The organism is Saccharopolyspora galaxeae (genome assembly GCF_016526145.1).
GTDB lineage: Bacteria > Actinomycetota > Actinomycetes > Mycobacteriales > Pseudonocardiaceae > Saccharopolyspora_C > Saccharopolyspora_C galaxeae.
Map to the genome: position 1 here is coordinate 324,038 of NZ_JADDUE010000007.1, position 23,451 is coordinate 347,488.

Annotated in this window: 27 protein-coding genes; 15 read left to right on the forward strand and 12 right to left on the reverse strand. The window is 66.7% G+C overall.

Features of this window, described 5'->3' with window-relative positions; translation table 11 throughout:
* Window positions 1-17: 17 nt before the first annotated feature.
* From INP57_RS18260 to INP57_RS18290, 7 genes are all read right to left on the reverse strand, one after another.
* On the reverse strand, window positions 18-1,262 hold the full coding sequence (locus INP57_RS18260; protein WP_233627771.1) for a tyrosine-type recombinase/integrase: 1,245 nt from the start codon (window positions 1,260-1,262) through the stop codon (window positions 18-20).
* Between the two features lie 408 nt (window positions 1,263-1,670).
* Entirely contained in the window at window positions 1,671-1,985 is a 315-nt protein-coding gene (locus tag INP57_RS18265) for a helix-turn-helix domain-containing protein (RefSeq protein WP_200071435.1), read from the reverse strand.
* A 2-nt stretch (window positions 1,986-1,987) separates the two neighbouring features.
* Window positions 1,988-3,058, reverse strand: a complete 1,071-nt coding sequence (locus INP57_RS18270) for a tyrosine-type recombinase/integrase (protein ID WP_307850149.1) — start codon at window positions 3,056-3,058, stop codon at window positions 1,988-1,990.
* A gap of 192 nt (window positions 3,059-3,250) precedes the next feature.
* Window positions 3,251-3,553, reverse strand: coding sequence for a helix-turn-helix domain-containing protein (locus tag INP57_RS29645; protein ID WP_307850150.1), 303 nt, complete (start codon window positions 3,551-3,553; stop codon window positions 3,251-3,253).
* 414 nt (window positions 3,554-3,967) lie between these two features.
* Window positions 3,968-4,981 carry a M56 family metallopeptidase gene (locus tag INP57_RS18280; RefSeq protein WP_200071437.1) on the reverse strand — a complete coding sequence of 338 codons (1,014 nt, stop codon included), beginning with the start codon at window positions 4,979-4,981 and terminating at the stop codon, window positions 3,968-3,970.
* Window positions 4,978-5,343, reverse strand: a complete 366-nt coding sequence (locus tag INP57_RS18285) for a BlaI/MecI/CopY family transcriptional regulator (RefSeq protein ID WP_200071438.1) — start codon at window positions 5,341-5,343, stop codon at window positions 4,978-4,980. Before INP57_RS18285 ends, INP57_RS18280 begins: the two co-directional genes overlap by 4 nt.
* A 127-nt stretch (window positions 5,344-5,470) precedes the next feature.
* The gene (locus INP57_RS18290; protein ID WP_200071439.1) at window positions 5,471-5,827 is read right to left on the reverse strand and encodes a hypothetical protein; all 357 of its coding nucleotides are present in this window, start codon (window positions 5,825-5,827) and stop codon (window positions 5,471-5,473) included.
* A 180-nt stretch (window positions 5,828-6,007) separates the two neighbouring features.
* Here INP57_RS18290 and INP57_RS18295 point away from each other — a divergent pair, with 180 nt between their 5' ends.
* The 11 genes from INP57_RS18295 to INP57_RS18350 all read left to right on the forward strand — a co-directional run bounded on the left by INP57_RS18295 (window position 6,008) and on the right by INP57_RS18350 (window position 14,868).
* Window positions 6,008-6,664 carry a DsbA family protein gene (locus INP57_RS18295; RefSeq protein ID WP_307850151.1) on the forward strand — a complete coding sequence of 219 codons (657 nt, stop codon included), beginning with the start codon at window positions 6,008-6,010 and terminating at the stop codon, window positions 6,662-6,664.
* Window positions 6,661-7,584: a cytochrome c biogenesis CcdA family protein gene (locus INP57_RS18300; protein WP_200071441.1), complete on the forward strand. Its 924-nt coding sequence runs from the start codon at window positions 6,661-6,663 to the stop codon at window positions 7,582-7,584. Before INP57_RS18295 ends, INP57_RS18300 begins: the two co-directional genes overlap by 4 nt.
* A 749-nt stretch (window positions 7,585-8,333) precedes the next feature.
* On the forward strand, window positions 8,334-9,092 hold the full coding sequence (locus tag INP57_RS29650; protein WP_307850160.1) for a DsrE family protein: 759 nt from the start codon (window positions 8,334-8,336) through the stop codon (window positions 9,090-9,092).
* A gap of 294 nt (window positions 9,093-9,386) precedes the next feature.
* Window positions 9,387-10,292 (forward strand): sulfite exporter TauE/SafE family protein, encoded by a 906-nt coding sequence (locus tag INP57_RS18315; RefSeq protein ID WP_200071443.1) that lies wholly within the window; start codon window positions 9,387-9,389, stop codon window positions 10,290-10,292.
* A 541-nt stretch (window positions 10,293-10,833) separates the two neighbouring features.
* Window positions 10,834-10,965 carry a YeeE/YedE thiosulfate transporter family protein gene (locus INP57_RS30530; RefSeq protein ID WP_200071444.1) on the forward strand — a complete coding sequence of 44 codons (132 nt, stop codon included), beginning with the start codon at window positions 10,834-10,836 and terminating at the stop codon, window positions 10,963-10,965.
* Entirely contained in the window at window positions 10,956-11,225 is a 270-nt protein-coding gene (locus INP57_RS18325) for a metal-sensitive transcriptional regulator (protein ID WP_445326514.1), read from the forward strand. Before INP57_RS30530 ends, INP57_RS18325 begins: the two co-directional genes overlap by 10 nt.
* 95 nt (window positions 11,226-11,320) lie before the next feature.
* The gene (locus INP57_RS18330; protein ID WP_200071539.1) at window positions 11,321-11,578 is read left to right on the forward strand and encodes a rhodanese-like domain-containing protein; all 258 of its coding nucleotides are present in this window, start codon (window positions 11,321-11,323) and stop codon (window positions 11,576-11,578) included.
* Entirely contained in the window at window positions 11,575-13,002 is a 1,428-nt protein-coding gene (locus tag INP57_RS18335) for an MBL fold metallo-hydrolase (RefSeq protein ID WP_200071445.1), read from the forward strand. The genes INP57_RS18330 and INP57_RS18335 overlap by 4 nt, the downstream gene beginning before the upstream one ends.
* 37 nt (window positions 13,003-13,039) lie before the next feature.
* Window positions 13,040-13,630 (forward strand): rhodanese-like domain-containing protein, encoded by a 591-nt coding sequence (locus INP57_RS18340; protein ID WP_200071446.1) that lies wholly within the window; start codon window positions 13,040-13,042, stop codon window positions 13,628-13,630.
* Window positions 13,631-13,704: 74 nt separating this feature from the next.
* Window positions 13,705-14,487 (forward strand): sulfite exporter TauE/SafE family protein, encoded by a 783-nt coding sequence (locus INP57_RS18345; protein WP_200071447.1) that lies wholly within the window; start codon window positions 13,705-13,707, stop codon window positions 14,485-14,487.
* Window positions 14,488-14,553: 66 nt separating this feature from the next.
* Window positions 14,554-14,868 (forward strand): hypothetical protein, encoded by a 315-nt coding sequence (locus INP57_RS18350; protein WP_200071448.1) that lies wholly within the window; start codon window positions 14,554-14,556, stop codon window positions 14,866-14,868.
* 114 nt (window positions 14,869-14,982) lie between these two features.
* Here the strand turns inward: INP57_RS18350 and INP57_RS18355 are convergent, their stop codons facing one another.
* The 4 genes from INP57_RS18355 to INP57_RS18370 form a co-directional block, all read right to left on the reverse strand.
* Window positions 14,983-15,405 (reverse strand): hypothetical protein, encoded by a 423-nt coding sequence (locus INP57_RS18355; protein ID WP_200071449.1) that lies wholly within the window; start codon window positions 15,403-15,405, stop codon window positions 14,983-14,985.
* 1,067 nt (window positions 15,406-16,472) lie between these two features.
* Entirely contained in the window at window positions 16,473-17,321 is an 849-nt protein-coding gene (locus INP57_RS18360; protein WP_200071450.1) for an SAM-dependent methyltransferase, read from the reverse strand.
* A 117-nt stretch (window positions 17,322-17,438) separates the two neighbouring features.
* Window positions 17,439-17,696 carry a hypothetical protein gene (locus INP57_RS18365; RefSeq protein WP_200071451.1) on the reverse strand — a complete coding sequence of 86 codons (258 nt, stop codon included), beginning with the start codon at window positions 17,694-17,696 and terminating at the stop codon, window positions 17,439-17,441.
* A 245-nt stretch (window positions 17,697-17,941) separates the two neighbouring features.
* Complete coding sequence (locus INP57_RS18370; RefSeq protein WP_200071452.1) at window positions 17,942-18,301, reverse strand: ArsR/SmtB family transcription factor; 360 nt, start codon at window positions 18,299-18,301, stop codon at window positions 17,942-17,944.
* A 57-nt stretch (window positions 18,302-18,358) separates the two neighbouring features.
* Here INP57_RS18370 and INP57_RS18375 point away from each other — a divergent pair, with 57 nt between their 5' ends.
* From INP57_RS18375 to INP57_RS18390, 4 genes are all read left to right on the forward strand, one after another.
* Window positions 18,359-19,423 carry a cation diffusion facilitator family transporter gene (locus INP57_RS18375; RefSeq protein WP_233627772.1) on the forward strand — a complete coding sequence of 355 codons (1,065 nt, stop codon included), beginning with the start codon at window positions 18,359-18,361 and terminating at the stop codon, window positions 19,421-19,423.
* A gap of 63 nt (window positions 19,424-19,486) precedes the next feature.
* Window positions 19,487-19,957 carry a hypothetical protein gene (locus tag INP57_RS18380; protein WP_200071453.1) on the forward strand — a complete coding sequence of 157 codons (471 nt, stop codon included), beginning with the start codon at window positions 19,487-19,489 and terminating at the stop codon, window positions 19,955-19,957.
* A gap of 106 nt (window positions 19,958-20,063) precedes the next feature.
* The gene (locus INP57_RS18385; protein WP_200071454.1) at window positions 20,064-21,401 is read left to right on the forward strand and encodes a hemolysin family protein; all 1,338 of its coding nucleotides are present in this window, start codon (window positions 20,064-20,066) and stop codon (window positions 21,399-21,401) included.
* Window positions 21,401-22,441, forward strand: a complete 1,041-nt coding sequence (locus INP57_RS18390; RefSeq protein WP_200071455.1) for a hemolysin family protein — start codon at window positions 21,401-21,403, stop codon at window positions 22,439-22,441. Before INP57_RS18385 ends, INP57_RS18390 begins: the two co-directional genes overlap by 1 nt.
* Before the next feature lie 54 nt (window positions 22,442-22,495).
* Here the strand turns inward: INP57_RS18390 and INP57_RS18395 are convergent, their stop codons facing one another.
* Window positions 22,496-23,140 carry a DedA family protein gene (locus INP57_RS18395; protein ID WP_200071456.1) on the reverse strand — a complete coding sequence of 215 codons (645 nt, stop codon included), beginning with the start codon at window positions 23,138-23,140 and terminating at the stop codon, window positions 22,496-22,498.
* Window positions 23,141-23,451: the final 311 nt, after the last annotated feature.

Here is a 23,451-nt window from a genome sequence, read left to right on the forward strand (position 1 = left end):
AGGTGGTGCCTGAAACGTCACGGGTTCGGCGGGGTGGTCGACGTGAGGTGATCGGCGTCGGCGTGGTCTGCGAGGTAGCGCATGGCGGCCTGGGGGTGCATCCCGAAGGCGACGGCCACGAGTTTGGGGTCCATGCCGTTGACGAGGTCGAGCAGGCGGGTGCCGCGAAGTGTGCGTGGGGTGACGCCGTCGGGGAGCCGGGAGTTGAGGTAGTTCGCGGACGCCGGGTTCGACCTGGTTCTGGTGATGTGGTTGACCACGAGGTGGGGATTGCTGGTGTGCTGGGCCTGCCGGTGGGTCAGGCAGCGCTGCAGGATGGCCCAGCTTGCTGGGTCCAGCGGGACGGGGTGAGGGCGCTGACCCGTCCGGATTGTGCGGTCGGCGGGGTCGATGTCGGTGCATTGCAGGTGCTGGACTTCGCGGCTGGAAGCGCCGTGCAGCAGCGCGAGGATTCCGATCAGAGCCTCATGGGGATGGGTACTGGTGTCGGTGGTCCATCGGCGGAACAGGTCGCGTTGCTGCTGCATGGTCAGCGTCTGGCCGATGAATCCGTTCGGCGCTTTCGTAGATAGCCCAGCGGTGGGATCGATGAGCACGAGTCGATGGGTGCGAGCGAAACGGAAGAACTGCCGCAGCGCGGGCAATCGTCGTCTGGGCAGTTGTGAATCCTGGGCCAGGAATGCCTCGATGTCATGGATGTCCACTGTGGCCCAATCTGGCTTTCCGCGCTGTGTGAACAGGAAACGAGCCAGGTCGCGGACGGTGGACAGCAGGGAGTCGAGGGTGCTGTCGGCTCGGGGGCGGGTGCGGGCTCGGCTCGACCGTTGTCGCGCCCGCAGTAGTGCAGTCTCGAAGGCCGCGACGGCCGCGCGCAACGATTTGGGTGTCTCGGCGATCCGGCGCTGGCGCCGTCCCGCCGCGAGCCGGGCGGCGTGATCGGTGGGCAGCGCGAGGTGGCGCTCGACGAAGAAGTCTTCCAGGGCTCGTGCCAGCGTCCCCATCGACCGGCCCGGCTGACGAGCACGTTCCAAGAGCTGCTGGGGGTGGCAGCTGTGACCATCGGTGAGCAGCTGGCCGAGCGTGGTGATCAGGTCGCAGGCACGATCGACGGAATGGTGCTCGGCGAGGTAGGCCACGCAGTCAGGTAGCCACCGGGGCGGATCGGTGAGCCGGGCGATGAGGTTGTCGCCACGGACGAAGGGGCGGTCGGGATCGCGTTGGAAGCAAAGCCGGCACATGCCGTGCGCTTCGTGTCGTCGCACCTGGCCACAGGTCACGCAGGCGCGTGGTGGTTTCCGGGCTGGGCCTGGGTGGGAACAACGCCCGCACCTGCCCGTTTCTGCGCGTAGGAGGTATCGCTTGCCGCACCGTGGGCATGGTGCTTTCGCGGCTTCTCGGCCGGCCCGATGCTGGCAGGGACGGCAGATGGACGCGCCGCGGGCACGCACCGGCTTGCCGCACTCGGTGCAGCGGCGCGAGCAGGTCACGCACCGCCCGGTCTTGGTGACCAGGAGCCGAGCGTGGCCGCAGTCCGGGCATGGTTGCTTGGCGGCGGCCTTGCGGAGCCGCTGGGCGCATCGGGTGCAGTGCTGCCGGCCGAGAAGCCCGACCGGTTTGCCGCAGCGAAGGCAATCGCACCGTTTGTAGCCCATGGCACTCGCCGACACCCGTCACAGCGGGGGCATTGAGCGGCCCTGGGCGTTGACGGCTCGTGGCTCCCTCGCGTGCTGGCCTTCGGCGGTGGCCGGTTGCGCTACCGGTGTTGTGTCCACTTCGAACAGATCGTTGGGCGTGCATTCCAGTGCGGTGCACAACGCGATGAGCGTGGACAGCTTGATCTGGCTGGGTTCTTTGGTGAATAGAGCCGATACGGAGGCCGAGGACAGCTGCAGTCCGGCGCGTTCGGCCAGCAGCCTCCGCAGCTGGGTGCCGGTCCAGATTTCCCGCTGTGCTGCGGCCATCCGCAGCTTCCACCGAATCCGCATGCTCACTCCTTCCCATCCTCGTGCTGCAGTGCGGTCAATGTCGTGGACACGGCGTTGCGGTAGGCGTCCTCGATGAACGTCGCCGACGGTCGGACATACCGCATCGTTGAGCCCACCGTCCAGTGACCGAGCAATTGCTGGATGGCGACGAGATCGACACCGCGTTCGTAGTTGTGCGTGGCACACGCCCTCCGCAGCCCGTGCGGGCTGAACCGGTCGCCAGTCGCGCAGCCTTCCACGGTTTGCAGATAGGACAGCCTGTTGCGGATCGTTCCCCGGCTCAGCGGCCCGCCGCTTTGATCGCAGAACAGCACCGGCGAGTCCGGCAGTTTCGGCCGAACATCGGCCAAATACCAGCGCAGGATCAAGTCCAGCCCGTCGAGCATCGGCACCCACCGCGGACGGGGTCCCGAGGTTCGCGCTCCTTTGCCGAAGCGCACATGCAACTTCCCGAACGGCCCCCGCCCGAAGTGGACATCCGAGACCTCCAGCAGTGAGGCTTCCTCCGAACGCAGCCCCACGTGATACACCGTGCGGAACAGGGCGTAGTCCCGGGCTGCTGGTGCGTACTTGCGGGCCGTGGCGATCCGGTTGCGCAAGAACGCGAAGAACGCCTCGACCCGTTCGGCCTCGGGAGGCGGCAGTTCACGCGGCGAGTCATCGGCGACATGGCGAGCGGCGTTGAACTCATCCACCGGAGAGGACAGGCGCACGCCAAACGCGGCCTCGATGTCGGCGGATTTCCGGGCCACCAGGAACCGATGGAACGCCTTCAACGCCTGAACATAGTTGCGCCGAGTCGACGCCCCCACCCCTTCGGCAGCCAATGCGCCAAGCACCCGATCGACATCGTCCGGACTCGCCTCCCACACCGGCTTGCCCAGCGCGGTCAGCATTCGTTCCAGCACGCCCGTCTCGTTGGTGATCGTGACCGGGCTAAACCCCCGCGCTGTCCACGAGGCGACGAAGGCGTCCAGGCACTCGACCTGGAACCGCACTGGATCGCTCGGCAGCTCGGCATCCGCCACCGACTGCCCCTGAATGATCCGCAGACTGTGATCCACGTCGCACACGTTAGATCAACCGCGAGAATCAAGGTGTCACCTAAACTGATGGACTTGCACCTTGAAGATCGCTGCCAAGTCCACGACCGGGATTGCCGCAGCTAGCAGCCAACACCGGCCGAACCGAACCTGTGCCAGTTCCAGATCATTGCAGGTGCAGCGATCGATCGGGAGGTGCGCTTGATGTGGATGGTGTGCTGGTCATCGGGCGTCACCTGCCCGGCGCTGTCCCTGGGTGTCGCGGATCGGGACGCCACGCTCATACAAGCGCTGGCGCACGGTGCCCGCGGCGACATCCATACGCCCGGCGATCTGGGCAAGCGACCACCCCTGTTGGTAGAGCCGGGACGCGTCGTCGATCTGCTCCTCGGACAGACCGCGTCGCCGCATCGGGACACCGTGGCGGTGCAGGATCGTGCTGACGGTGCGGCGCTCGATGCCGAACTGATCACCCAGCTCGTAGACGGTGGCGCCGGACTTGTAGCCCTCGATCAGTTGCTGCACTTGGTCGAGGGGGAGGCGCCGGGTGCGGCCGGGCTTTGCCCGCTTCGGTGACGGTTGGGGCTGTGTAGCCAGGTCCGGCAACTTCGTCCGCAGTGTTTCCAGGGCACTGACCTGGGCATTTGTGTTCGAGTAAGTTCCCGCAACCTCCACTCAGGAAGGCATTCAAGAATCCCTTGTAGTAGGTTTGACCTGTGAAGAAGGCGGCCATGCGGGTTCTTGTTGAGACAGTGCGCCTCTGCGTGGCGCCTGCGAATACGCTGGTCAGAGCTGTGTTTGGGTTCTAGTTCACCTAAGGTGTCGTGCAGCGAGATTGATCCGGTGGTAAGAGCGCGGCCATTTGGCGGCCGCGGCTGATCGCATGCGCGTGCTCAGTCTGTTATCCAGCTTGGCTCGGTCGGTCCGGCTTGTTCGGGGTCAGGTTCTCGTGTGCTGGGCGTGGGTCGGTGGCTGTTGGTCCTGGCACAGCGGTGTGGGATCTGCGGTGGCGGCCGGTATCAGCACGGCTGTTGCGGCGGCGAGGACGAGGACGGGTGCCGTGATCGCCGTGCTGACCGGCCAGCGGGCGCCTCGCGCAGTCGTGTGAGGTTCGATGAGACGTCGGACGCGGTCGAGGACGTCGGATCCGGTGGCCGTCAGGGCGGCATCGGGCCGCGGGCTGGTCGGCGAGGGGACGCCGGTTGCCATTGTGGCGACGGCGCGGGCAACCGAGTGCCTGCCGTGTCGACGGCCGGCGTAGTCGTCGGCGAGCCATTCGACGAGGCGCGCGAGCTCGTGCGGGGCGCTGCGCAGCAGGGGGATGAACGGGAACGCCTTCGCCAGGATCGAGCCCCATGCCACGTAGAGGTGGTGTCTGCCTCGCAGATGGGCTTGCTCGTGGGCGATGACCGCGTCGAGTTGCCGCGGCGGCAGTCCCCAGAGGGCGCCCGTGGTCAGGACGATCGCCGAACGGCGCCCGGGAACGCAGTATGCGGCCGGTGTGGGACTGTCGACGATCGAGACCCGCTGTCCAGCACGGTGTGCGGTCCTCATCGGACCGCACACTCCGCGCTGGTGTGTCCTCCGCTGCTTCCGGTCGTGGTGGGCCTGCCGTGTGGCAACCCCGCCGAGGCGTAGCAGGATGGTCAGGGATCCGAGCAGGGCGACGGCGGCCGGGACGTCCGCCGGATGGTGCACGCCGAGGATCACTTGCACCGCGCGCAGGCACGCGTGCAGCAGTCCGGCGAGACCAAGACCGCCGGAGAGCTGCGCTGTGGCGGCGAGCCCGACAGCGAGCACGGCGATGATCCATGACGTGGGCAGGGCGGTCCACAGCACGAGGCCGAACCGCGGCGCGGCGCGTTGCCGAAGCTCGCACGCGTGCATCAACCGTGGGCCGAACACTGCGAATGCCACGGTGTAGGCGGATAACCCGAGCAACAGCGGCGTCAATTTTCCTCCGATGGCGTGGCGTCGGAGAGTAGCTCGCGCAGCAGCGCGGCCTCTTCGTCGCTGATCTCGTCGACAAACTTGAGGAACGTGGCGCGGGGGCTGTTGCTGGCCGCCAGTGCCTCCCGCATCTGCGAGGCCGCGTGCTCGCTGGATTGCACGCGTGGGTGGTAGAACCACACCCGGCCGAGTCGTTGCCGCTCGACCCATTCCTTGCGGTGGAGGTTCTCCAGGACCGTGGCCACCGTGGTGTAGGCGAGGTCGCGGTCGCGCAGGTTGTCGAGCACCTGCCGCACGCTCAGGACGTCATCGGCGTCCCACAGCAGGGACATGACCGCTGATTCCAGCGGACCGAGATTGCGCATCGAGCTGATCCCCCTTCTGCCAGCAGCGTAGGTCATGGTCGTCCCGCTGCGGCGGGGGCTGGGCAGCTGGTGGGGACGCGCAACCGGTCCCGCAGCGCGAAGCCGAGCAGCGCGAGCGATCCAATCGCTAGTACTGGCTGCAAGGGGCCGAACCAGGCGAGCGCGCCATTGGTGCCCAGTGCGAGGACCACCAGCTTGTTGCACGTCGGGAGCCGACAGCCAGGAACGACAGCACAGCCCCGGTGATGCTCCGGCGCTCGCTCTGCCGGTGCTCGGCTGAGGACCGGTCGGCCGCGTAGGTCGCGATCAGCAATCCGGACAGGACTGCGGAAGCGATCCAGACCGGGTAGGTCCACCACGGTGCTTCGACCATGCGCGTGAAGACCGGGTTCGGAATGAGAACGGGCGTAGTTCCGGTGACCACTGCCGTGACCACGGCCGCCGCGGCGGCCCACAGCCAGTGGCGTGTTGTCCAGCTGCGCACGGCGTCTCGCTTCCTGGAAGGGGCGTGCTGTCGATGACGAGACCATCCTACTATCAAACATAAAAGGTCTACTATAGTCGATAGAAGACAGTCCGACGGGTGGGAGTGATGGGGATGGCAAGGAAAGAAGGGAAGGGCTCGGCTCGGGTGCTGTGGTTCGCCGTGGCGTTGGCGGTCGTTGTGGTCGCCGCGCTGGCGTGGGGCACGTACGGCGGCCGTCCGACCGGTTCGGAAGGCGGTCAGCAGCATCAGGCGGCAGCGCCGGACAGCGGCATGGCCCAGCAGCTGAGGGCTCTGCAACGGCGGCAGCCCGGGGACCCGTTCGCGATGGGACGCACGGACGCGCCGGTCGTGTTGATCAAATATGAGGACTTCCGCTGCCCGTTCTGCTCGAAATTCACCGCCGACGTCGAGCCCCAGTTGATCGAGCGGTATGTCAGGACCGGTGTGCTGCGCATCGAGTGGCGTGACTTCCCGATCTTCGGCGCGGAGTCGGTGGAGATGGCCAAGGCGGGTCGCGCCGCCGCGCACCAGGGCAGGTTCTGGCAGTTCCACGACATCGCGTACGCGATGGGCGGCGGGACAAAGAAGGCCAGCTTCCCCGAGGAACGCATCCAGGAGGTCGCGCGCGAGGCCGGTGTGCCGGACCTGGCGAAGTTCAACGCCGACCGCGCCGACCCGACCATCCAGCAGGCGATCCAGGCCGATGCGACCGAGGGGCAGCAACTCGGGGTCTCCAGCACGCCCGCTTTCATCGTCAACACCGAACCGATTCTGGGGGCCCAACCGCTGGAGTCGTTCGTTTCGGTGATCGAAGCGGAACGGGTCAAAGTATGAACATCGGCTACCTGGGCGCCTTCCTCGGTGGCGTGCTGTCGCTGCTGAGTCCCTGCTCTGCGCTGCTCATCCCGGCCTTCTTCGCCTACGCCTTCGTCGATCGAGTGCGTTTGCTGCTGCGGACCGGCATCTTCTACCTCGGGCTGGCGACGACGCTGGTGCCGATGGGCGTGGCGGCCGGCTCCTTCGGCGCCGTGCTCAACCAGCACCGCGGCGTCGTGGTCTTGGCGGGCGGGCTGCTCATGATCACGCTGGGCGCGGCCCAGATCCTCGGGGTCGGATTCGGCTCAGGTGCGGCGCAACGGGTGAGCGGCCGGATCCGGGTCTCCTCAGCGCTGTCGGTTTACCTGCTGGGCAGCGTGTACGGGCTGGCCGGGTTCTGCGCCGGTCCGCTCCTGGGCAGTGTCCTGGCGATGGCGATGACCGGGGCCAGCCCGGCTTACGGCGGGCTCCTGCTAGCCATCTATGCCCTGGGCATGGCGCTGCCGCTGTTCTTGATCGCCGCGTTGTGGGATCGGTTCGACCTCGGTCGGCGTCGGTGGCTGCGGGGCCGGCCCGTGCGTCTAGGAGCGCTCCGGGTGCACAGCACCACGCTGCTATCGGGGCTCGTCTTCATCGCATTGGGGGCGATGTTCCTGGCAACCGACGGAACCGGATCGCTGGGCGGTCTTATCGGTCTCGACGCCCAGTTCGCCGCGCAGGCACAGGTCCAGCAGGCGGCCGGCTCGGTGTCGGACCGAGCTGTGCTGCTAGTCGTGGCCGTCGCCACGGCCGCCGGACTGGGCTGGGCGCTGATCACAGCACGCCGCTCGGTCCGGCGAGCACCCGCGGAGACCACCCACGCCCCCGCCTCGTCGTCGGCCGGTGGCCGGGAGAGCGCTCGGGCGGCCGACACCCCGCAGGACCGACCGAAGGAGTGATGCCGGGACCATGCCGATCAACCGCAAGCACGCGATACGCAGCGCGCTGGTGGCCACTACCGCACTGTCCACTGTGTTCATCGGTGGGGTGTCCGCCGTGGCCCGGCCACCGGGATCCGCGTCCGATGCCGCGAAGCGCCTGCGCGAGCTGTCCCGGCAGCGGAGGTGCTCACCGAGACCGTCAAGAAGTCCCAGGACGACCACGCCGCGCGGCAGCGAGAACTCGACGAGTCCACCGCGGCGGCACACCAGTCCGACCTGGTCGCCAAGCGGGCCCGCGGCGAGGAAGAGCGCTTCCGCAGCCGGGTCGACGAGCTCACCGCAGCTTCCTGCCAGGGTGCGCGGGTGAACACCTCCCGACGTTGCTCACTAGCGAATCGCCCGGGTCCTTCTCCGATCGGGCGACGGCGGCGGCGGAGGCGCTCGCCAACGACAGCCACGAGGCGGTGCGCGCACTGGCCACCGCCACCTCGGCAGGCCGAATCCGCCCAACAGCGAGCGACGGACGAGCGGGCACGTCACGTGCCTCTCGGGCCGAGGCCGACGCCGCCCGGTTGCAGCACGATATCGCCGCCCGCAAGGAAGCGATGGACGCCCAAATCGCCCAGGTCAAGCAGCAGTACAGCCAGCTCAGTTCCGTCGAGCAGGACGCGTTGTCCGGTGGCGGCAGCGACGTCGGGCCTATTGCCGGGAGCGGGATGGCGATCGCCGCGGTCAACGCGGCGCTGGGAAAGCAGGGCTCGCCCTACGTGTTCGGCGCCAAGGGTCTCGACGAGTTCGACTGCTCCGGCCTGGTGCAGTGGTCTTACCAGCAGGCGGGCAAAGTCCCTGCCCGGCTCCACCCGGTCGCAGGTGTCGACGGGCAGCAGTGTGTCCAAGGACGAGCTCTGACCCGGGAACGTGATCTTCTTTTTACAGCTCGGCCAGCCACAACGGGATCTACATCAGTGGCGGCAAGATCGTGCACGCACCGACCGAGGGCCAGGACGTCAAGGTCGAGAACTACCAGGACATCGGTGATACCCACTCCATTCGCCGGATGGCTGGCTGATCGGCAGGCGTGCAATCCGTACGCAGTCTTGAAAACACGCAGTTATTGGCCCACCGCGAGCGTTGTTCGGGCCAGTCACCGGGTGAAGAGACCCAACCAGGAAAAGGAGCTAAAAGTGAGCGCTTATCAGGTCGTTTTTCAGGTTCCCCGGGAAGATACCGGCTTCCACGAGACCGTCGTGCGCAACGTGCGCAATGTAACGGCGGAGCTCGACGACGTCGCCATCTGCATCATCGCCCATGGTGACGGGATCGAGTTCGCCACCGGCCGGACTGCCGCCAGCGTCGGCGTGCGCGCCGCGCTGGAGTCCGGTGTAGAGGTAGTGGCGTGTCAGAACACCCTGCGCCGCAAGGAGATTCCGGAAGTCGAGGTGCTACCCGGCGTGCGGTTAGTGCGAGCTGGGCTGGCCGAACTGGTGCGGCTGCAACACAACGGCTGGGCCTACATTCACCCGTGAACGCTCCCGCGACGCGCGACACATTGAGTTGCCGAGCGTGTCTTTGGACCACCGGAGGCACTGGCGCCTGACCGACTCCGTCCTCTTCGATCCGTGCAGCTGTTTTCGCCGCTTAAGCAACTCGCATCGACGCGCCCTTTCTGTCGAGGAGAGTCCGATGTCGCGGAGCGGCTTACTTCGCCAGGGATGCTCCAGTGAGACGGCGGCTGAGGTTCCGCGCGCTTGGCAAGCAACGCGGAACGAGACGAAAGACAGGTTCTGAAACCACAAACGCCGGAAGGAGCGGAACCTGCGATGCCCACTGCCCCCACGCAAGCCCTGCACCATCCGTGGCTGAGCTACCGCCACCTGACCATGATCTTGGCCGTCTTGTTGGTCGCCGTCCCCGCGGTCGCGCTATTTCCCGGGGTGGATCACCTCGCGGATGGGTTGCGCGACGACGTCACCGCCTTGAGCCTACTGGCTTTCGCAGCGGTCGCCGTGATTGGCGCGGCCCTGAAAGGGATCTCTGGGTTCGGCTACTCGCTGCTGGTGACCCCGGTCGCCGCGCTGATCATCGATCCGACGTTAGCCGTGATCGTGCTTGCCATCCCACCGTTGATGCTCAACGTGTTCCAAGTCGGGGAAACCGGCACCGGACGGACCTACGTGCGGCAGAATTGGAGCCTGTTCGCCTTCGGCCTGCTCGGCTCCGTGGTCGGTGTAGCACTGCTGAGCACTAAACCGGACCAGGCGCTGCTGTCGGTGCTGGTCGCGGTCATCCTGCTCGCCCACATCACCTTCCAGCTCACCCGCCGTTTCGCCACCACACCACGGGCCGGCCACCCTGCCCTGCTAAGCCTGGTGGGCCTAGTGCAGGGATTCCTGCTCGGAGCCGTGAATCTGGGGCCTGTCCTGCCCGCCTACCTGCAGACCTTCGAACGCAACGCCCAGCGCTACATAGGCGGCATGTCCCTGTTCTTCGCCGTGGTTATCGGCGAGCGCATCGTGCAGATGTGGGTGCAGGGAGTCCTCACCGAGTACCGGATCTGGCTGGGCTCGACCATTGCGCTGGTCACGCTGCTCGGTCTCGCGCTCGGCACGGTCATCCGCCGCCGCTTCGCCATCGACAAGCGTCGGTTGGACGCCGTCATCACTGCGCTGCTGCTCGCCACCGCGGTGAACCTGCTGTGGAGGGCACTCCCGCAACTGCTGAGCTGACACCGCCTAGTCGGCAAGAAACCCGACAGGAAAGGAGGTCCACAATGATGACCTCGCGCAGCGCTTTCCGGCGAATGCCATTACCGATGACGCCGGTGCTGTAGGCCTGCGCCGCTTTGTGCTCGTCGGCGGGCACCTGCCTCCGCGTCGCTGTCACCCTGCACCCGGCAGCGGAGTCGAAAGATCGGTGCTCATGACCAGTCCGTCGTGGTGCTGGGCTCGTGGCCGCTGCTGGTCTGCGCCGCTGCCCTCGCCCGTGCTCAACGCCGCGACGCTGCTCGTGCGCGGCAAGCCTTGGGTGTGAGCTCCGGGGTCGCCCTGTGGTGCGCGAGAGCGCTGCAAGACTTCGGTGTGGACGCGGGGACTCGGCCCTACTGGCAGGGTTCCCGCGCCGTCCTTGCGCGCCCCGCTGCTCGCCGACACGACGACGGTGCCGACCTCGGTATCCCCGCCGGTGCTGGGGCCGTCGCGGTGGCGTTCGGATCTTTCGCCCTCACGACGCCCCTGCGCACGGTGCTCGCCACAGCAGTACGGCCTGCTCATGAGCTACGGCGTCCGTCTCGCCCACGGCTGCAACATCGGCTCCTACTTCGGCGGAATCGCTTCGCTTGGAATACCCCCGGGGGTTTGTTACGTTGGTCCGGACGAAGGGAGATGGTCGTCGTGGAGATGAAGCCGGAGATGGTGGGCGACGCGCTGGCGCGGCTGCGCCGGGCGCGGGGCCAGCTGAGCGGTGTGATCGAGGCCATGGAGGAAGGGCGCGACTGCGCCGAGGTGTTGACCCAGTTGGCCGCTGTTTCCCGTGCTCTGGACCGTGCAGGGTTCAAGGTCGTGGCCAGTGGGATGCGCTACTGCCAGCAGGCTCGCGAGGACGGTGACGAGCCGCCGATGACCGAACAGGAGTTGGAGCGGCTGTTCCTCGCGCTCGCCTGAGGGCGGTCTCTCCCTCGTCTGCCGGGGTCGTGTAAATCATCGATACCACCGCGGGTATTAGGAGGATTCTTGCCTGAACAGACGCCGGAAGTCGGCTGGTCGATGTGCGTTTCCAGGAGGAATACGCGTCGGGCCACGTGCCGGGAGCAATGAACGTGCCGTTGGAAGACGTGTTGGCCTCGCCCCAGCAGTTCGTGGGAGAGGAGTGGCTTGTCATCTGCCGGTCTGGCGGACGCAGCCTGAAAGCGGAGGAAGCGATGAACGTAGCCGGTGCGCGAGCGGTCTCGGTGTCCGGTGGGACATCGGAGTGGATCGACGTCGGGCATGAGATTGAAAGGGGTGTGGCGCAGTGACGGCAGTGAACGCGGTGAAGCAGGAAGAGCGGTTGCCCGGTGGTTTGTCGGTCGAGGTGATCGAGACGTCCTCGCTGGGAGACCGCAGCTACATGGCCAGTGACGGTGACGTGGCGGTGGTGGTCGATCCGCAGCGGGATGTGGATCGAGTGATTGCGGCCGCCGGGCGGTTCGGCGTGCGGATCGCCTTAGTGCTGGAAACGCATGTGCACAACGATTACGTGTCCGGTGGTCTGGAATTGGCCCGGTTGACCGGGGCGGAGTACGGGTTGGCGGCCGCGGACGAGGTGCCCTTCGACCGGCGCCCGTTGTCCGACGGCGACGTGGGGGAGCTGTCGGCGCGGATGCAGGTGCGGTCGGTGGCCACTCCCGGGCACACCTACCACCACCTGTCCTACGTGCTGGAAGGGGAGCAGGGACCGGTAGGGGTGTTCACTGGGGGTTCGCTGCTGTTTGGCACTACCGGGCGCACCGACCTGGTGGGTGAGCAACACAGCAAGCAGCTGGCTCGCCACCAGCACGCTTCCGCGCAGAAGCTGGCGGCGATCTTGCCGGACGGTGCGCAGATTTGGCCCACCCACGGGTTCGGCAGTTTCTGCTCGGCCACCCAGGCCTCGGGCGACTCGGCCACACTGGGCGAGCAGAAGAAAATCAATCCGGCGCTGACGCTGGCCGAGGGTGACTTCGTCGAGCAGACGCTGGCGGGGCTGGATGCCTACCCGGCCTACTACGCGCACATGGGTGTGCAGAACACGACGGGGCCGGAACCGCTCGACCTGCGCGAGCCGGTCCGAGCCTCGCCGGAGGAGCTGCGGCGCCGCCTGGAGCACGGGGAGTGGGTGGTGGACCTGCGTTCCCGGAAGGCCTACGTGGTCTCGCACCTGGCCGGCACGGTCAGCCTCGGTCTGGACGGTCCGATGGTGACCTGGCTCGGTTGGATGATCGACTGGGGCGCTCCCATCACGCTGCTGGGCGAGTCCCGGGAACAGGTCGGCGAGGCCCAACGCGAGCTCGCCCGGATCGGCATCGACAAGTTCGCGGCGGCGGCCGTGGGCAGCCCAGCGGAGCTGGCCGCCGACGCAGCCCAGCTGCGCAGCACTCCGACTGCCACGTTCGTGGACCTGGCCGCGGCGCTGGACGGCAACACCAACGAGCGGCCCGCGCCGGAGGTGGTGCTCGACGTGCGCACCCACAACGAGTTCGCCGCCTCCCACGTCACCGACGCGGTGCACATCCCGCTCTACGAGGTCAAAGACCGGCTCGGCGAGATCCCGGCCGGTGTGGTGTGGGTGCACTGCGGCAGTGGCTACCGCGCGACCGCAGCGGCCTCACTGCTGCAAGCAGTCGGTCGCACGGTCGTGCTCATCGACGACCACTTCGGAGTCGCCGCCGGGGCCGGCGTGCCGATGACCGATGGAACCTGACGCCACATCCGGAAGCGATCGCGGAGGAACGCGAAGAATGCCAAAGACCCTGCCCAAGATTGTCGACACCGCTCAGGTCCGCGAGTTCCGCGAGGCCGACCCGCAAGTCAGGTTGATCGACGTGCGCATGCCCGGCGAGTTCGCCTCGGCCCACATCCCCGGCTCCGACAATGTCCCGCTGAACCTGCTGCGTGAACACCGCGACGAGCTCACCGCGCAGCACGGCGACCCGGTGGTGCTGGTGTGTGCCTCGGGCGCTCGTGCCGAGCAAGCCCGCACCCTGCTGGAGACCGCCGGGTTGGACCGGCTCAGCGTGCTCCGCGGCGGCATCACCGGCTGGGAACAGGAAAACGGCGAGCTCAACCGGGGTCGAGGCACTTGGGCCATGGAACGGCAAGTGCGGCTGGTGGCCGGCCTGCTCGTGCTCACCGGCGTGGTGGCCAGCACGGTCTTCGACCCGCTGAAGTGGATCGCCGGGTTCGTCGGCGCGGGCCTGACCTTCGCTGCGGTGACCAACACCTGCGCCATGTCCCGGGCGCTTGGGCTGCTGCCGCACAACCGCACATCCACCACGGATGGTCGAACCCTTCTCGATGCCCTTACCAGCGCAAAAGATCAGGGGCAGTAAGCCCCACTGAGCACGGGCACGACCAACGACAGCGGTGGCGCACGGTGCGCCCGCTGCCGGGATAGGTGGTTTCGTTGTACTTGGCAGTGGTGTTCGGTGCAGTGATCGGCCTGGCACTGGGCTTGCTCGGTGCGGGTGGCTCGATCCTCGCCGTGCCGGCCCTGGTCTACGGCGTTGGGCAGCCCTTGCAGACAGCGATCCCCACCTCGCTGGCCGTAGTCGCACTGTCCTCGCTGGGGGGCCTGGTGCCCCGCGAGCGGCGCACCGCGGTGCGGTGGCCGGTCGCGCTGGTCTTCGGCATGGCCGGCACCCCGGCCGCCTTCGGCGGCGCCGCGCTCGGGAAGCTCTTCCCGCAACGCTGGCTGCTGCTGGCTTTCGCCGCGCTCATGGTCGTCGTCGCGGTGCGGATGCTTCGCGGCGGGGACAGCCACGCCGGCGCCTGCCGTACCCAGGAGGGCGGGGTCAACTGGCGCACCTGCCTGCCCAAGTCAGTGGTCGCTGGTGCACTCGTCGGATTGCTCACCGGCTTGTTCGGCGTAGGCGGCGGCTTCGTGATCGTTCCTGCTCTGAGCCTGTTGCTGGGCCTGGGAGCGCAGCAGGCAGTCGCCACCTCCCTGGTGGTGGTGCTGATCAACTCGGCGGCAGGGCTTGTTGCCCACGCTGGCGCGGCAAGGAGCATCGACTACCCAGTGCTACTACTGTTCGCTGGCACATCACTGGTGGTGTCCATTGTGGCCGCTCGGATGTCGACGAGGCTGCGCTCGCCCACCGTGCGCCGCTGGTTCTCCTACATCGTCCTCGCTGTTGCGGTCTTCGTCGCCGTCGCCGCCATCGTCAGCCCTTCGGCATTGGGATGACACCTGAGGTCGGCCCAGATCGACAATTTCTTAAACGTAGAGGCGGAACCTATGTTGTCGCGTTGAGTGCCGCAGGTGCGGGAAGGCGACCTACGCGACGAGGTGGCGGTCGAGCGGTACCGCTACATGCAGCGCACCGCGCCACCAGGGACCGTCGAGCAGGCGCATGTCGAGGCCTTCGCCAAGCTCACCCCCGAGCAGCGTCGCCGTGTGCTCGACGAAATGAGCCAGACTGTGCCCGCGTCCGAACGTGCCTCGTCTGATGATCCGCAGGCGATGGCGCGAATGGCGACCCGAAGCGAGACGCGCCAGCCCGGCACGATGGAACGCGCCCTCGGCTCAGGTGGCGGCGGCCGCGGCATGGACGATCTCGAGATATGACCGCGGTGTGCGCCGCGCCAGCCCGCGGCGCACACCCCGACGGCGGCAGGACACGAGCGTTCGATGGGAACGGGAGCCGACTAACTACAGCCCCGCTCACCGTGGAGCTCGTGGTCAGATGTAGTCGCAGCTCCTGTACGCGGGTTCGGTCGGGGCAGGCGAGTTTGTATATTCCGGAGCGGTGCAGCCCGTCCGCACGAACTCGCCTCCGAACTCGAGGTAGGTTTCCCAGTATTGAGGCGCTTCAGCGTAGTTGGGATCATAGGTGCTTTGGCGAAGCGCTACATCAGCGCGTCCGTTGCCGTCCAGGTAGGTCGGCATGGTGCCCGGTGCCCCGCCGAGAATGTCGTCGGTAATCTCGATGCCGGCATCAGCGCTGAAGAACACAGACTTGGCGCCGCTGCTGTGGGCTCCGGTGAAGTACGACACGGCGCACCGTTGTGCGTCGCCTTCCCACCCACACGACGCCTGTTCCACGTACTCGTAGTCAAGCGTGGCGGTATCCCGCAACTGGCCGTCAATGTAGTACGCAAGCACGCTGTGTCCCGACGGGTCGGGAGTGTTCCGCCAGCCCTCAACATGCGCGTCATATCCCAATTGTTTGCTGAAGACTTGTTCACATCTGCTTCCGCACCCGGGAGGTGCGAGGGAAGGTTCTGCTTTCGTCTCCGCTACTGCCGTAGCAGGCATACCTACCAACGAAACCACGAGCGCCGTGACCGCCAAGCCCAAGCTCCCCGCGTGGAGCGTCGACCGTCCTGAGTGCATACCCAACCTCCGTAAAAACGGTGTGCGATCCACTGGTACAGACGCTCCCGCATCACGCATGGTTGCCGGCGTCACTTTCCGTGATCATACTGTGACCTATCGTGTGGGTGGAGCACGGACTACAGCGCTGAGTGCGCGGCACGCCGCAAGGTTTGTAGACGTATCCTTTGGGTGGCCCTCTGACGCATTCTTCCCCGTGCGGTAGAAAATCTTTAGCAGCGAAGGTTCATGGTCAGCGCATCGGGCTGCACTTCGAAGAAGCAAGGGACCCTCCAAAAGCCGGCTGGCTTCCGTGCGCTCGCCGCAGTGAGATTATCTCAACTACCTGGCGCAAACGTATTTCCATGTAGCGTCCGCATACGTTTCCGCTGCCCGTTTCGGATTTCTATCGGGAGCGGCCAGTTCCGCGTCCGGCTGGGTACTATTGCTCCCTGACAACGAGAGGCGAAGGAGAGACGTGATCGATTCCTTGCTGCCGCTCTCGCAGAGTAGTCGTGTCCGGTCGTACAATCCTTGGTAGGAAGCCCCGTTCTGCGCTTCGACGCCGGCGGCCTTAATCTCGTCAGTCCATTGTTCTTCAGAAGATGACGCTCCGGGGCCGCACCCTGCCAAGGACAGAGCAATGGCCGTCGTAGCCGAGATGATTCCGATGGTCCGCTTCATGCGCTTCCCTTTATGCTTGGGGTAACCCTAAAGCGATGGTGGCATCGAGTGCCCCACGCTGGACAAGAAGGCGATAACAGGGGAGAAGGCGAGAAACCAACGCGGGCGATGAGAGAGGCAAGAAGAGAGGAAATTTAGTCCCTTCGCCGACGCCGCGCATCGCCGACTGCTCGTTAGTGTTTCTCGGCGACGCCGCACCATGCGAAGGGCCGCATCTTCTCGGCTTCAGCTTTGGCATTCGGGGCGATCTGCTCGGGTCGCCAGTCCGGTAACTGGGTTACTCCCGGGGACAGCAGTGTCCAGTCGTGCCCGAGTCCGTCCAGCCAGCTAATGATCGTGTCGCGGTCGCGGAGATACAGCGGGTTAGGGGTGACGTCGCATTCGGTGCGGAACCGTTCCATGGCGGCGCGTGCATCCGGGTCGGGCACGTCGGAGGCGAAGTGCGACACGGCTACCCGGGAGCCGGTGGCGAGTTTCGTGCCGTAGCGGCGCAGCACCGCCGGGATGCCGCGGTCGGGAGCGACGAACTGGAGGGCGGCGACGGCGAGCAGGCACACCGGTTCGTTGCGGTCGAGGAGGTGCTTGGTCGTGGCGTGGGTGAGGACCTCGTGGGAGTGCATGAGGTCGGCTTGGACGACCCCTGCCCAGTCGGTGTGCTCCAGTTTCACGCGCGAGTGGGCGGTGGCGACCGGTTCGCAGTCGACGTAGACGACGCTGGCCGGGTCGTTGGTGTGCTGTTGGACGATTTCGTGCACGTTGCCCACGGTCGGGATACCCGAACCGAGATCGAGGAATTGGCGGATGCCCGCGTCCAGAGCGTCCACGACGACGCGTTGCAGGAAGGCGCGGTTCTGCCGGGCCACGCCTGCGATCTGCGGCCACATGCCCAGCAGGCGTTCGCCGAAGACGCGGTCGATGGCCCAGTTGGAGTTGCCGCCGAGGAACCAGTCGTAGATCCGTCCCGGGTTGGGGCGCTCCAAGTCCACCCCGGCGAGAACTTCGGGTGGCTTCCGTTCGGCCATCGGCGTCCCTTCCCGTCGATAACGCGCGGTTTCGATGATCTCATCGACAGTACCGCCGTGGGAGTCCGGGAGGGCTCGCCGTGCCGGGTGGTTGTGGAGTGGCGGCAGGCTCAGAGGTCACCGTCTTGGTCCCACCATCCCCACCAGGTCGATGTCCTCGTCGGCGTCCCCCTTGGTGGCCGGGTTCGGCAATGCTGCCTCGCGAACATGGCCCCATGCCGTGGTCGCAGTCGCCGACGTGCAGCGGAGTTCGGGCGGGCTCGTCGCCCGCGCCTCACTGGTGATACGGCTCCGGCTCTCCAGAATGGTCCGGTCCGGAGACACGATGGGCAGCGCCTTGCCGGTGATCGGCGCTTGATACACCAGCGTTTCCACGAGCCTGCCGATGGTGCGGGCGTGCGTCGGTGGCTGTCCGAAGAGTTCTCGTCCGGGCGCCTCCGCCAGGGCATTGCGGCCGACACTCGTCGCTGAGGGCGGGCGTCGTGTTCGAGCTCGCCCGCTCAGTGCCGGGCGAAAGGCTGCCCGTCGGCAGCGGTGCCACAGTGAACTGCCGTTGGCGCGAGTGGCGGTGTATCGGCATCCCGCTGAGGCCCGGTGCGTGGAACTTCGCCGGGGTCGGTTCAGTCGTGGTCGGGTGCCCCGGTGCGGTGGTGTTCGGCGGCAGAGAACACCTCTTCGACCAGGTGTCGCACATGGCCGCCGCGGGCGGCGGACACGGCATGGCGCCCGTGGCGGCGCGTTCGCACCAATCCGGCCAGGCGGAGCTTGGCCAAGTGCTGCGAGACCGCGGGGCGTGCTGCGCCGACGGCCGTCGCGAGACTGGCCACGTCCATTTCGGTGTCGCGTAGCAGCCACACGATCCGCAGCCGTGTGGGGTCGGCCAACATGCGCAGCGCGGTTACTGCCGTCTCCACCTGGCCCTCGCTGGGCAGTTGTTGTTGCTCCTCGTTGGCAGCTGCAACGTTGTCGCGTGCGTACATGAGCACATATGGTCGTGCTACTTCGGTGCCGCTGTCCACCACCGGGAGCGAGGTCGCATGAACGACGAGTCCGCACCCGATTCGCACTGTCTCGGACCGATGTCTGACGTGCAGCATCCCCACGGCCACGGTGGCAGCGCGTGGGCGGGCCTGTGGTCGCAGATCAAGCACGCGCTGACTCCACACAGCCATGACAGCAATGAGCTTGTGGATTCGACGTTGCGTGCCAGCCGTGCCGGGATGCGAGCTTTGTGGATCTCGTTCGCGGTGTTGATGGCGACGGCTTTGGCTCAGTTGGTTTTGGTGTCGTTCACCGACTCGGTGGCGTTGTTGGGCGACACTCTGCACAACTTCGCCGATGCCCTCACTGCGGTGCCGCTGGCGATCGCGTTCGTACTCGGTCGGCGGGCGGCTTCGCGACGGTTCACCTACGGGCTCGGACGCGGCGAGGACCTGGCAGGTCTGGTGATCTTGCTGGTTATGTCGGCTTCGGCGGTGCTGGCTGCGTGGACGGCGATCGATCGGTTGCTTCATCCGCAGGACATCAGCCATGTCGGGTGGGTGGCGGCCGCGGGCCTTGTCGGTTTCGCCGGCAACGAGGTAGTAGCTCGCTACCGCACCACGGTCGGTCGCCGTATCGGTTCGGCGGCGTTGGTCGCCGACGGGCTGCACGCGCGCACCGACGGGTTCACGTCGCTGGGAGTGCTGCTTGCCGCCGGTGGCGCGTGGCTAGGCTGGTGGTGGGTCGACCCGCTGGCGGGAATACTGATTACCGCGGCGATCCTGTCCGTGCTCGTCGGCGCGGCCAAGGAGGTTTTTGCCCGGATGCTCGACGCCGTCGACCCGTGCCTGGTCGAGCAAGCCGAGACCGCGTTGCGGGTCACCCCTGGTGTGTTGCGTGTCGACTCGTTGCGGATGCGCTGGGTCGGGCACGACCTACAGGCCGAGACCGATCTCGTCGTCGATTCGGCCCTGTCCGTCATCGAGGCGCATTCGATCGCCGCGGACGCCGAACACCACCTGCTGCACGTCTTGCCGAGACTCGGGCGCGCGACCGTGCACATCGATCCCGCAGTCACCTCCGGCGAGGACCCGCACGCCCAACTGTCCCATCACCGCTAGCGCATCGAGGAGGCAGCGCCATGGACTGGGCAAGCGACCTATCGGAACCCGCACCATAAGGCGGTGGTGACCTTATCGGCTGCCCACGGGCTTTACGAAGCCGTGTCCGTAGGGAACTTCTTCGGGCAGCTACGCATCTTCGACCGGATCGTCGCGGTCAGCGGCGCCCGCGCCGGGAGGACCTGTGGCGCGATCGTCGACATCGACCCGCCCGCGTCGATGGTGCATCGTGCGCGGCACGTCGTTGCCGACCGGTGCCGGTTCCGGGTCGCCCGCCCCGGAGTCATTCGGTTCGCCGATGTCTCCTTCGACCTCCCGGTCTCCAGCTTTGCTTCGCACCAGGTGGACCCAGTTTCGCGTCGGTTGCTGTGCGAAAGGCGATCCGCCGGTGATCCGGACCTCGCCGACGAGGTTGTGCTTGGGCGGACGTGGGGGGTGGAGCACGGTGTCCACGGAGGGGCGCCGATCGGCTTGGCGCTCCGCCGTTGGAGATACGATGTGCGTCCGATTTTTCCGCTTTGTGACGAGGGGTGAACCCGTTCGTGCTTGAAACACTGTCCCCGGGCGACCCTGCGGAGCCCGATCGGGGCTCGGGCCCGCTGCGCCATTCGGCCGACATCTTGCGACGAGGTGATCGGTGATGGACATCCTGATCGCCGTTGCCGGCCTGCTGTTCGTCGGAGTCCTCACGCTAGGCACCGGTCTCGCGGTCGCTGCGGAGTTTTCCCTGACTTCTCTGGAGCGCAGCACCGTTGATGCGCATGTGCGTCAGGTCGGTGATCGTCGTGCTCGGTCGGTGCAGAAGGCGCATCGTTCGCTGTCATTCCAGCTGTCCGGTGCTCAGGTCGCCATCACCCTGACCACACTGGTGACTGGTTACGTGGCCGAGCCGCTGATCGGTGAGTTGATTCGGCCGGGCTTGGCGGGTGTGGGGCTGCCCGGAGCGGCTGCCGCCGCGGCGTCGTTGACGTTGGCGATCCTGCTGGCCACGACGGTGTCGATGGTGTTCGGCGAGATGGTGCCGAAGAACTTGGCGATCGCGCGTCCGTTGCCGACGGCGCGGACGGTGTCGGGCTACCACTCGGGATTCTCACAGACATTCCGCTGGTTGATCGATGCGATGAACAACAGCGCGAACTGGGTGGTGCGCCGCTTCGGGATCGAACCTCAGGAGGAGCTGCGCTCGGCCCGGTCGGCCGACGAGCTCGGCATGATCGTGCGTTCCAGTGCCGAACACGGCACGTTGGACACCGCGACCGCGCAGCTGCTGGATCGTTCGCTGCGGTTCGGTGATCGCACCGCCGACGAGCTGATGACACCGCGGGTGCAGGTGGAATCCCTGTTGTCAGGGGCGACGGTGGCGGAGGTGGTCGACCTCGCCCGGCGAAGCGGGCACTCGCGGTTCTTGGTGCACGGGGGTGATCTCGATGATGTGCAGGGTGTCGTGCACATCAAGCAGGCATTCGGAATCGCTGCGGAGGAACGGGAGCGCATCCCCGTGCGCTCGCTGATCCAGCCGGTGCCGACGGTGCCGGAGACCTTGGACGGCGACGCCCTGTTGGAGCAGTTGCGCCGGTCAGGACTGCAACTGGCCATGGTCATCGACGAGTACGGCGGCACCGCCGGGATCGTCACGCTCGAAGACCTCGTCGAAGAGATCATCGGCGACGTTCGCGACGAACACGATCGCGGCGAATCCATCGCCGTGCGGCAGGTCGACGACACCTCGTGGTTGATCTCCGGACTGCTGCGCCTGGATGAGCTGGCCGAAGCCACCGGGCTCACCTTGACCGAGGGCGACTACGAGACCGCCGCCGGGTTCGTGCTGTCCCGGCTCAGCCGCATCCCTGAAGCTGGCGACCAGGTGGCCGTGGACGGTTGGGTCCTGACGGTGACACGCATGGATCGCAAACGCGTTGACGAACTCCGCGTCACTCAGCAATCCGATAGCGCCGACGGCGATGGAGAGGTGTCCTGATGAGTGACGGTGTCGCGATGCTGCTCGGCATCGTCCTGCTCGTGCTCAACGCGTTCTTCGTCGGCGCGGAGTTCGCACTGCTGTCCTCGCGCCGGGACCGCCTGGAAGCGTTGCTGGCACAAGGTAAGACGCGAGCAAGAGTGGTTATCAAGGCGAGTCAGGAAGGCTCGTTGATGCTCACCAGCGCCCAGCTGGGCATCACCCTGTGCTCGCTGGGCCTCGGTCGTCTTGGCGAGCCCGCCGTGGCGCATCAGCTGGAAATCCCCTTCGCCGCGCTGGGAATCCCCGAGGCGGTGCTGCACGTCGTGGCATTCACACTGGCGTTGGCCATCGTGGTGGCGCTGCACGTGCTGGTCGGCGAGATGGTGCCGAAGAATCTGGCCATCGCCGAGCCGGAACGACTCGCGCTGTGGCTGGTCCCGGCCCTGGTCGGATTCGTCAAACTGGCGCGGCCGTTGATCGCGCTGTTCAACATGATGGCCAACGGCGTGCTGCGGCTGCTGCGGGTGGAGCCCAAAGACGAACTCGACACCGCCTACACCTCAGCCGAGCTCGCGGAGCTGCTGGTGGAATCCCGCCGGGAAGGGTTGCTGGAGCAGTCCGAGCACCGCAGGCTCGCCCAAACGCTGTCCTCGGTGGAGAACACCGTTGGCGACGTGTACGTCCCTCTGCCGGAGTTGACGACGCTGCCGGCCGAACCCGCGCTCCGAGACGTCGAACGCGTCGTCGCCGATACCGGCTTCTCGCGCTTCCCGATCCGCGCCGCCGACGGAAATCTTCCCGGTTACCTGCACCTCAAGGACGTGCTCGATCTCGTTGGCAACGAACCGTCCACGCTGATCGCCTCTTCGCGAGTACGCGCACTGCCCACGGTTCGCGCGGACTCCCGGCTGCACGACGCCCTCGCGGTCCTGCGGCGGGCGGGCAGCCATCTCGCCACAGCCGTCGACAGCACCGGCCGCCCAGTCGGCGTCGTCGCGCTGGAGGACCTCGTCGAGGAATACGTCGGCACCGTGCGCGACACCACCCACGTCGACTAGATCGTCGGATGCTGAAAGCGAGCACCGTGTGCGATAGGTCCTTGAGACATCGGCTCAGCGAGCGCGTTCTAACGGCTTCTGCGGGCTGGAGTCGCGCGTGCGGAAGCGCCGCCACAGGATGACGCCGCCGACAACCATGACGGCGACGGTGAGAACGATCCAGCTTGCGCGCCCGAGGACGTCTTCGATGTAGCGCGCCGATGCGCCCGCACTGGCGCCGATGCCCACGTGCAACGTTGACCAGCACAACGCACCGAGTGCCGAAGCCGGCAAGAATCGCTTGAATTCGAGGTCCGAGGCGCCGGCCGCAGCAGGTGTCAAAGTGCGGACAACGGGCAGGAAGCGCCCGACGAAAACCGCGCCGACGCCGCGTCTGTGAAGAAGGTCGGCAGCACGGTCCCAGTGCTGGCTGCCGATCTTCTCCACGATTCGGGTCTCGCGCAGCCGGTGGCCGAACCGGTGCCCGAGCCAGAATCCGAGGGTGTCGCCGACAGTGGCGCAGGCGGCGACGACGCTGACCATGATGACGAAAATCGCGGGATTGGTGACCGCGGCTGCAGCGATGAGCAAGCCGCTCTCACCGGGGACAACAAAGCCCAGGCCGAGGGTGCACTCCGCGAGAGCGAGCCCGCCTGCAGCCGCGATGACCAAAGGCGTCGGCAGTTGCGCCAATGCGGACAGCGGCTCCTCGATGAGCATCAACCAGCCTCCTCACCAGCACATCCTCGTGCTGGATCGGTATGTACGCACGAACGACACGACGATACCTAGCCGACCGAGCATTCGTGCGGTCGCACGGTGGGCACAGGCACCAGCCACGCCAGGTATTTGCGTATCCTGACGCTGGCACAGCGACCGCGACCGAGACATCGCAAGCAGGAAGGAGTTCGCGTGGGTCGAGGCGAGAGTCCGGGATCGCATCAGCGTCCGTCCAGACGTCTGGATTCCCGTCAGCCGCGACAAAGCGAGCGTGTCGATCGCACGGTCCCGATTCCAGCCGCCCCTCCTGC